Below are 8,284 nucleotides of genomic sequence, written 5' to 3' on the forward strand. Positions count from 1 at the left end.
CCCGACGGTCGCCGCGACCCTGGACCAGATGGCGGAGGCGGCGACGCGCTGACCACGGTCCTCCGGTCGCCTGGGTTGCCTCGGTCGCCCCGGCCGGCCGGGGCGACCGAGGCAACCCAGGCGACCGGAGGACGGTGGTCAGCGCGTCGCCGCCTTCGCCAGTTGGTCCAGGGTCGCGGCGACCGTGGGGACCTGGGCCAGGTCCGGGAGGGTGAGCGCCACGATCTCGCGGTGCACCACCGGCTCCACCGTGATCATCCGCACCCCCTTGGGCCGCACGGACTCGATGGCCAGTTCCGGCAGGACCGCGACACCCAGGCCCGCACCCACCAGACCCACCACCGCCGGGTAGTCGTCGGTGGCGAAGTCGATACGCGGGGTGAAGCCCGCGCTCTCGCAGACCCGCACCAACTGGCCCCGGCAGCGGGGACAGCCTGCGATCCAGGGTTCCCCCGCGAGTTCCCCGATGCCGATGGACCGTGTGGTGGCCAGCCGGTGTCCCTGAGGGACGAGGCCGACGAGACGGTCGGTGAGCAGGGGGCGTACGACCAGGTCCTCCCACTCCTCGGCGTTCGCCGCGCCCTCGTAGCGGAAGGCGAGCGCGATGTCGCAGTCGCCCTCGCGGAGCAGTTCGACGGAGCGGGGCGGTTCGGCCTCCTCCAGGGAGACCCGGGTGCCGGGGTGGGCGGCGCGGAGGGCGGCGAGGGCGGTGGGGACGAGCGTGGAGCTGCCGCTGGGGAAGGAGACCAGCCGGACCCGGCCGGCGCGCAGACCCGCGATCGCGGCGACCTCCTCCTCGGCCGCCGTGAGACCGGCGAGGATCCCGGCCGCGTGCCGCACGAGTGCCTCGCCCGCCTGGGTCAGCCGCATCTCGCGGCCGCCGCGGACCAGCAGGGGCGTGCCGACGGACGATTCGAGCGCCTTCATCTGCTGGCTCACGGCGGGCTGGGTGCAGCCCAGCTCACGACCGGCCGCCGAGAAGGAGCCGGTGGCGGCGACGGCGCGCAGGACGCGGAGATGACGGGCCTCGATCACGGGTCGAGCATAAGGGCGGCTTGGAAGGGGCGGCGAATATTGCGTCGACGCTTTGACCGACGCTCACCTAGCGTGCCCGTATGAAGCTTTTGTCACTGAACCTCGGGCAGGCCGCGGCGGTCGACGTCCCGGAGGAGTCGAAGAGCGTGACAGGGATCGACAAACGGCCGGTGGCCGGGCCGGTGCGGGTGGCCGCGCCCGGACCGAAGGGGGTGGGCGGCAGCGGGCTGGCCGGGGACGCGGTGTGCAACAGGCGGCATCACGGCGGGAACGACCAGGCGGTCTACGCGTTCGCCCGCGAGGACCTCGACGCGTGGGAGGTGGAGCTCGGCCGGGACCTGCCCAACGGGTCCTTCGGGGAGAACCTGACGACCGAGGGCCTCGACATCTCCGGCGCGCTCATCGGGGAGCGTTGGCGGATCGGCGCGGAGGTCGTCCTGGAGGTCACCGCCGGCCGCGTCCCCTGTCTCATTTTCCAGCGGCACCTCGGTGAGCGCGGCTGGGTCAGGCGTTTCGCGGGGAAGGGCGAGCCCGGGGCCTATCTGCGGGTGGTGCGACCGGGCGAGATCCGGGCGGGCGATCCGATCGAGATCGTCCACCGCCCGGACCACGACGTCACCGTCGCCCTCGCCTTCCGCGCCACGATGAACGAGCGGGAGCTGCTGCCGCGGCTGCTGGCCGCGGGCGAGGCACTCCACCCGGAGATCCTGGAGTCGGCCCGGACGTACACGGCCCAGCAGGACGGAAGCGCCGACTCCGCAACTCGCCGGTGACGTCGGGCATCTGAGGCCCCGTGACCCGCGAAGCCCGGTCGCCGCACGGCTCCTAGGGGTGATCCCCGGGGAGCGGGCCGGGGGTGGGTCAGGGATGGTCCAGGGGCGTTCCCGGATGTTCGCCGGCGGGCGGGGCGGAACGCTGGAGGCATGTCGCGGATCAAGCGTGTCCTCATCGTGCTGGGCTCGGTCGTCACCGTCGTGGTGCTGACGATCGGCGGCCTGTTCACGTGGCTGTGGACGGGCGCCGACGTCAGCACGGCCGGCCGGGTCGCCTTCGACGAGAAGCTGGCGATACCGCCGCTCGCGAAGTCGTCCGTCGACAAGGACGGCACCCGCGTCTTCGATCTGCGCATGCGGGCCGGCACCACCGAGTTCAAGGACGGTGTGCGGACACCGACTTGGGGCTTCAACGGCTCCTATCTGGGCCCCACGCTGCGCGCCGCACGCGACGAGAAGGTCCGCGTGCGGATACGGAACGACCTGGCGGAGGCGTCCACCGTCCACTGGCACGGCATGCATCTGCCCGCCCGGATGGACGGCGGCCCGCACCAGATGATCGCCCCCGGCGCGGCGCGGAGTCCGCAGTGGACCGTGGACCAGCCGGCCGCGACCCTCTGGTACCACCCGCATCCGCACGGCTCGACCGCCAGGCATGTGGCGCGGGGCCTGGCCGGTCTGTTCCTCGTCGACGACAGGGAGTCAGGGCGGCTCCCTCTGCCGAAGCGGTACGGCGTCGACGACCTCCCGCTCGTCGTGCAGGACGTGCGCTTCGACGGGGCGAAGCTCGACACCGGCCGCGGCTTTCTGCAGAACGTCGGCTTCCTCGGCGACCGCACCATGGTCAACGGCACCCTGAACCCCTATCAGGAGGTGCACGACACACACGTACGTCTGCGTCTGCTGAACGCGTCCACGGCCCGCACCTACGCCTTCGGCTTCCCCGACGGCCGCGCCTTCTCCCTGATCGCGACGGACGGGGGCCTGCTGGAGCGGCCGGCGTCCATGGACCGGGTGCGGTTGTCGCCGGGTGAGCGGGCCGAGATCGTCGTACGGATGCGGGCCGGCGAGCGGGTGACGCTGCGGAGCTTCCCTCAGGACGACTACGGGGACGCCTGGCAGCGCCGGTTCTCCGGGGGCGACGACACCTTCGACGTACTGGAGTTGCGCGCGGCCGACCGCCTCCGTCCGTCGCCCCGGCTGCCCGCGGTGCTGGGTCGGCTGGAGATACCCGACGGTGAGGAAGGAGCGGTGCGGGGGCGGCACTTCGACCTGAAGCGGTCCGGGATCAACGGGCGGGAGATGGCGATGGGACGCGTCGACGAGACGGTCACCCGGGGGACGACGGAGGTGTGGACGGTCCGCAACGGCAACGGGATGCCGCACAACTTCCATGTGCACGACGTGCAGTTCCGGGTGCTGGATGTCGACGGGCAGAAGCCGCCGCCCGCGCTGCGCGGCCCCAAGGACACGGTGTTCCTGCCGGACGGGACGACCATGAAACTCGCCCTGCGCTTCGACGGCCCGGCGGACCCTCCCCCACTCTCGGCTTCGCTCGAGCGGAAGGTGCCCCCATCGCCGTACATGTACCACTGCCATCTGCTGTATCACGAGGACGAGGGGATGATGGGTCAGTTCGTGGTGGTGGAGAAGGGGCAGCGAGCCCGCGTACCGGCGCCGCACCCGACGCACGCGCACCACGCCCACGGGCGGGGATGACCGGGGAAGGTCCGCCGCCGTGGGCAAGCGGATCAGTGCGGTCCGGGTCACTACCCTTGCGCCATGACAACGGCTCTGATTACGGGATCGACCGCGGGCATCGGCGCAGCCTTCGCGCGGCGGCTGGCGGCGGACGGGCACAACCTGGTGCTGGTGGCGCGTGACACGAAACGGCTGCGGGAGCAGGCCACGGAGTTGCACGACCGGCACGGCATCGAGGCGGAGGTCCTGACGGCGGATCTGGCGACGGACGACGGCATCGAGGCGGTGGCGAAGCGGCTGTCCGACCGCAAGAGCCCGGTCGACCTGCTGGTCAACAACGCGGGGTTCGGCAACAAGGGCCGCTATCTCGACGTCTCGATGGCCGACGAGCTGAAGATGCTCAAGGTGCACTGTGAGGCGGTGCTCCGGCTGACCTCCGCGGCGACCGAGGCCATGCGGGAGCGCGGTCGGGGCGGTGTCGTGAACGTGGCGTCGGTGGCGGCGTTCGTGCCTCGGGGGACGTACGGCGCGTCGAAGGCGTGGGTGGTGCAGTTCACCCAGGGCGCGGCGCGGGACCTGGCCGGCACCGGTGTCCGTCTGATGGCGCTGTGCCCGGGCTTCGTCCGCACGGAGTTCCATGAGCGGGCGGGCATGGGCACGGACAACATCCCGGGCTGGATGTGGCTCGACGCGGACAAGCTGGTCACGGCGGCCCTGGCCGACCTGTCCCGCGGCAGGACGGTCTCGATCCCCGACCCGCGCTACAAGACCCTGATGGGTGTGGTGAAGGTGATGCCGCGGGGGCTGCTGGGCGGGGTCAGCTCGAAGACGGGACGGAAGTACGGCCCCCAGTAGCCGGGCGGGCCGGGGCGGCCTCGTCGCGCAGCGGGTGAGAGGGAGGCGGTGCGGGGTGAGAATGGAGCTGTCCGACCGGACCCAGGGGGGCCGGAGGTGGTCTTGTGACGTTTGTGCAGCTCATCGACTGTAGGACGAGCCGGTTCGACGAGATGGACCGGCTGATGGACAGGTGGGTCGAGCAGACCAAGGGAAAGCGGACGGCGACGCACAACATGATCGGGAAGGACCGGTCCGACGAGGGGCACTTCGTCGAGATCGTGGAGTTCCCGTCGTACGAGGAGGCCATGCGGAACTCCCAGCTGCCGGAGACGGACCGGATCTTCAACGAGATGGTGGCGCTCTGCGACGAGATGCCGACCTTCACGGATCTGGACGTGGTGCGGGACGAACAGCTGAACGGGGACACCGCGCGGAGGTTCTTCGAGACGCTGGGCACACGGGGGGAGCTGCCGCCGATGAACGATCTGCTGGTGGAGGACTATCACGACCACGACCCGGCCAACCCGCAGGACGTGATCGGCATGGACGCGGCCCGGCGTGAGTTCGCGATGTGGCGGGCGGGCTTCGACTTCTCGTTCACCATCGAGGACCAGATGGCCCAGGGTGACCGGGTGTGCACGCGGTGGACGTGGAACGCCACGCACAAGGGCGAGTTCCTCGGTATCGCGCCCACCGGGAGGAAGGTCTCCATGACCGGGACGACCATCCATCGCTGCTCACCGGACGGGAAGCTCGCCGAGGGCTGGTGGCAGTACGACCGGCTCGCGCTGATGGCCCAGCTCGGCGCGCTGGAAGGGCTGGAGCGCTGAGCAAGCGGTAGGCGAGCGCCGGGCAGCGCGGCGGCCGCATCCCCCTGGGGAGACCGCCGGTGGGGCGTGCGTGCGCCGTGCACGGGAGAAGCCCCCGTTCCGGCGAGCGGAACGGGGGCTTCTCTCAGGCCTCCGCCTCAGCGGGCGGTGACCGGCCTCCAGGGGCGACGCCGCCTCAGCGGACGGTGTCTGCCTCGGAGGGCCGGCGTCGCCCCGGAGAGCGGCGTCGCCTCGGCGGGCGTGGCCGTGCCTCAGTGGGCGTGGCCGTTGCCTCAGTGGGCGTGGCCGTGACCGTGGCCCGCCTCGGCCGGCTCCTCTTCCTTCTTCTCGACGACCAGGGTCTCGGTCGTGAGGAGGAGGGAGGCGATGGAGGCGGCGTTCTCCAGGGCGGAGCGGGTGACCTTGACCGGGTCGATGACGCCGGCCTTGACCAGGTCGCCGTACTCGCCGGTGGCGGCGTTGTAACCGCTGCCCTTCTCCAGCTCGGCGACCTTGGAGACGATGACGTAGCCCTCGAGGCCGGCGTTCTCGGCGATCCAGCGCAGCGGCTCGACGGCGGCCTTGCGGACGACGGAGACACCGGTGGCCTCGTCGCCGTCCTTGCCGAGGTTGCCCTCGAGGACCTTCACGGCGTGGACGAGCGCGGAGCCACCACCGGAGACGATGCCCTCCTCGACCGCGGCGCGGGTCGCGGAGATGGCGTCCTCCAGACGGTGCTTCTTCTCCTTCAGCTCCACCTCGGTGGCGGCGCCGACCTTGATCACGCACACGCCGCCGGCCAGCTTCGCGAGGCGCTCCTGGAGCTTCTCGCGGTCCCAGTCGGAGTCGGTGTTCTCGATCTCGGCCTTGATCTGCGCGACGCGGCCCTGGACGTCCGCGGAGTTGCCGGCGCCGTCGACGAGCGTGGTGTCGTCCTTGGTGACGGTGACGCGGCGGGCGGAGCCGAGCACGTCCAGGCCGACCTGGTCGAGCTTGAGGCCGACCTCCTCGGAGATGACGGTGGCGCCGGTGAGGACGGCCATGTCCTGGAGCATCGCCTTGCGGCGGTCGCCGAAGCCGGGGGCCTTGACGGCGACGGCGTTGAACGTGCCGCGGATCTTGTTGACCACGAGGGTGGAGAGGGCCTCGCCCTCGACGTCCTCGGCGATGATCAGCAGCGGCTTCGAGGCGTTGGTCTGGATGATCTTCTCCAGCAGGGGCAGCAGGTCGGCGATGGCGCCGATCTTGCCCTGGTGGATGAGGATGTAGGGCTCGTCGAGGACGGCCTCCATGCGCTCCTGGTCCGTGACGAAGTACGGCGACAGGTAGCCCTTGTCGAAGGCCATGCCCTCGGTGAAGTCCAGCTCCAGACCGAAGGTGTTGGACTCCTCGACGGTGATGACACCGTCCTTGCCGACCTTGTCCATCGCCTCGGCGATGAGCTCGCCGACCTGCTGGTCCTGAGCGGACAGCGCGGCGACGGCGGCGATGTCGGACTTCTCGTCGATCGGGCGGGCCGAGGCGAGCAGGTCCTCGGAGACCGCGGCGACGGCGGCGTCGATGCCCTTCTTCAGGGCGGCCGGGGAGGCGCCCGCGGCGACGTTCTTCAGGCCCTCGCGCACCAGCGCCTGGGCGAGCACGGTGGCGGTGGTGGTGCCGTCACCAGCGATGTCGTTGGTCTTGGTGGCCACCTCCTTCACCAGCTGCGCGCCGAGGTTCTCGTACGGGTCCTCGATCTCGACCTCGCGGGCGATGGTCACACCGTCGTTGGTGATGGTGGGGGCGCCGAACTTCTTGTCGATGACGACGTTGCGGCCCTTGGGGCCGATCGTCACCTTCACCGTGTCGGCAAGCTTGTTGACGCCGCGCTCGAGGGCGCGACGGGCGTCCTCGTCGAACTTCAGGATCTTCGCCATGGCAGCGGGAGCCCTCTCGGAAATCTGGGGTGAATGCAGGCTGCGCCCCGGGCGCCCGGCTTTTTAGTGGTCGCGGGGGCCAGGGGCGCAGCTCAAAGCAATGTGTTTCGCGAAGTGACACGCCGCTGTGGGCGGCGGGCTGCCTCGCGAGAGGTGAACTACTTCTTGTCGATGATCGCGAGGACGTCGCGAGCCGACAGGACGAGGTACTCCTCGCCGTTGTACTTCACCTCGGTGCCGCCGTACTTGCTGTACAGCACGATGTCGCCGGTCTGGACGTCGAGCGGCAGGCGCTCGCCGTTCTCGAAGCGGCCCGGGCCCACGGCCAGGACGACGCCCTCCTGGGGCTTCTCCTTGGCGGTGTCCGGGATGACCAGGCCAGAGGCGGTGGTCTGCTCGGCGTCGAGCGGCTGGACCACGATGCGGTCCTCGAGCGGCTTGATGGCAACCTTGGAGCTGGTGGTCGTCACGATCCGACCTCCCCCTTCGGAGATCTCACGGGGTTAACTGTCTGAGGTGGCGACCAGGTGGATCCGTCGTCGCGGGTGCCGGACCTGCCCGTCGCGTAGTTGGCACTCTCCAGGGGGGAGTGCCAGACCTGAGACTATGACCGTGGTTAGCACTCGGTCAAGCGGACTGCTAATTGCGGCCGCGTGGCGTGGTGCGGGACCCCGGGTTGCCGCGAGGTTCCGCCCGCAGAGCCGACCCCTCAGAGGTAATCCTCCAAACGACCCACCGTCAGGCCTTGTTCCTGGATACGGCGCAGAAGCCCGACCGTGACGCGGGTGAGCGTGGCACCGTCCAGCCGGCCCGGACCCCGGCCCCGCACATGGGCGTGGACGATGTCGCCGGGCCGGAGCCGGTCGCCGACGGTGGCTGTCCCGGCACCGGCAACGGAGGCGGAGGCGGTCGCGGCGGCGGGACGGAAGCCGTCGGCGCCCATGGACGCGCGCCACAGGACGACGGCGGCGATGCCGCAGTCGGCGGCGGCGCGGAGCGTGGTGGTGTCGTAGACGCCGTACGGCGGGCGGAACAGGGTGGGGCGGACACCGAAGCGCTGCTTCAGCTTGTCCTGCTGGCCGCAGATCTCGGCCCGCTGCCCGGCGTACGGCAGACCGCGCAGGGCGGTGTGGTCGAGGGTGTGGTTCTGCACGGTGACGCCGACCTCACGGAGCCGGGCGAGGTGGCCGTAGCCCGGCTCCGTGAGGTCGGC

Annotated in this window: 8 protein-coding genes; 4 read left to right on the forward strand and 4 right to left on the reverse strand. The window is 70.8% G+C overall.

The window, feature by feature from the left end; all coding sequences use genetic code 11:
• Positions 1 to 138: 138 nt before the first annotated feature.
• The gene (locus AOK15_RS12975) at positions 139 to 1,035 is read right to left on the reverse strand and encodes a LysR family transcriptional regulator (protein WP_055516083.1); all 897 of its coding nucleotides are present in this window, start codon (positions 1,033 to 1,035) and stop codon (positions 139 to 141) included.
• 80 nt (positions 1,036 to 1,115) lie between these two features.
• Between AOK15_RS12975 and AOK15_RS12980 the strand changes: the two genes are divergently transcribed.
• The 4 genes from AOK15_RS12980 (at position 1,116) to AOK15_RS12995 (ending at position 5,176) form a co-directional block, all read left to right on the forward strand.
• Positions 1,116 to 1,808, forward strand: a complete 693-nt coding sequence (locus AOK15_RS12980; protein WP_055516085.1) for an MOSC domain-containing protein — start codon at positions 1,116 to 1,118, stop codon at positions 1,806 to 1,808.
• A gap of 150 nt (positions 1,809 to 1,958) precedes the next feature.
• Positions 1,959 to 3,527 (forward strand): multicopper oxidase family protein, encoded by a 1,569-nt coding sequence (locus tag AOK15_RS12985; RefSeq protein WP_055516087.1) that lies wholly within the window; start codon positions 1,959 to 1,961, stop codon positions 3,525 to 3,527.
• Between the two features lie 63 nt (positions 3,528 to 3,590).
• On the forward strand, positions 3,591 to 4,364 hold the full coding sequence (locus AOK15_RS12990; protein ID WP_055516089.1) for an SDR family NAD(P)-dependent oxidoreductase: 774 nt from the start codon (positions 3,591 to 3,593) through the stop codon (positions 4,362 to 4,364).
• A 104-nt stretch (positions 4,365 to 4,468) separates the two neighbouring features.
• The gene (locus tag AOK15_RS12995) at positions 4,469 to 5,176 is read left to right on the forward strand and encodes an ester cyclase (protein WP_055516091.1); all 708 of its coding nucleotides are present in this window, start codon (positions 4,469 to 4,471) and stop codon (positions 5,174 to 5,176) included.
• Positions 5,177 to 5,448: 272 nt separating this feature from the next.
• Here the strand turns inward: AOK15_RS12995 and groL are convergent, their stop codons facing one another.
• The 3 genes from groL to AOK15_RS13010 form a co-directional block, all read right to left on the reverse strand.
• Entirely contained in the window at positions 5,449 to 7,071 is a 1,623-nt protein-coding gene (gene groL / locus AOK15_RS13000) for a chaperonin GroEL (RefSeq protein WP_055516093.1), read from the reverse strand.
• A 158-nt stretch (positions 7,072 to 7,229) separates the two neighbouring features.
• Positions 7,230 to 7,541, reverse strand: coding sequence for a co-chaperone GroES (gene groES, locus AOK15_RS13005; protein WP_055516095.1), 312 nt, complete (start codon positions 7,539 to 7,541; stop codon positions 7,230 to 7,232).
• A 239-nt stretch (positions 7,542 to 7,780) separates the two neighbouring features.
• The coding region (locus tag AOK15_RS13010) for a polysaccharide deacetylase family protein (protein WP_157870232.1) at positions 7,781 to 8,284 on the reverse strand (504 nt) is incomplete at its 5' end.

It is taken from the genome of Streptomyces ossamyceticus (assembly GCF_001418475.1).
Taxonomy (GTDB): Bacteria; Actinomycetota; Actinomycetes; order Streptomycetales; family Streptomycetaceae; genus Streptomyces; species Streptomyces ossamyceticus.